The organism is Virgibacillus sediminis, assembly GCF_042643265.1.
Classification (GTDB): domain Bacteria; phylum Bacillota; class Bacilli; order Bacillales; family Amphibacillaceae; genus Virgibacillus_O; species Virgibacillus_O sediminis.
On the sequence record NZ_JBHRRZ010000026.1, the window covers coordinates 1 to 876 of the forward strand.

The window sequence follows — 876 nt, forward strand, 5'->3', positions numbered from 1 at the left end:
AAACCATTAAACATTATGTGGAACAGCAAAAAACAAGGGGGTGAAACTGTGTCGCAGACTATAACCGTCAAAATAAAACTGCTTCCCACAAAAGAACAAGCAACTATCTTGCAAGAAATGAGTAAGGCATATATCTCTACTATCAATATTCTTTTGTCAGAAATGGTTGCTGGAAAGAAAAGCACAAAAAAATCAAGTAAGGATATTTCCGCCTCTTTGCCAAGTGCAGTCAAGAATCAAGCTATTAACGATGCTAAAAGTGTGTTCAAAAAAGTAACGAAAAGCAAATTTGCTACTGTTCCTGTGCTCAAAAAACCAGTCTGTGTATGGAACAATCAAAACTATTCTTTTGATTTTACTCACATCCACCTCCCACTGATGATTGACGGAAAGGCGAAGAGAACCCCTGTCCGTGCATTATTAGTCGACAAAAAGAATCGCACCTTCAATTTGTTGAATCACAAAACAGGCACGCTCCGCATCACCAGAAAATCAGGAAAGTGGATGGCCCAAATAGCTGTAACGGTTCAGCCAACAAAAAAGACAGGAACAAAAGTTATGGGAGTTGACTTGGGACTAAAGATTCCTGCTGTTGCTGTGACGGATGATGGAAAGGTGCGCTTTTTCGGCAACGGCAGGCGGAACAAGTTTATGAAACGAAGATTCAGGGCTAAACGAAAGAAGCTCGGACACAAAAAGAAATTGAATGCCATTCGGAATCTCAACGATAAAGAACAGCGTTGGATGAAGGACCAAGACCATAAGGTCAGTCGTGCCATTGTAGATTTTGCCAAACAACAGAAAGTCTCTGTCATTCGCTTGGAAAAATTAGCGAACATCCGGCAGACGGCAAGAACAAGCCGTAAAAACGAAAAG

At 41.0% G+C, this 876-nt stretch carries 1 protein-coding gene; it reads left to right on the plus strand.

All coding sequences use genetic code 11. The features are described 5' to 3' along the window. Window positions 1-48: 48 nt before the first annotated feature. A partial coding sequence (locus ACFODW_RS12340) for a transposase (RefSeq protein ID WP_390306894.1) occupies window positions 49-876 on the plus strand: 828 nt, incomplete at its 3' end.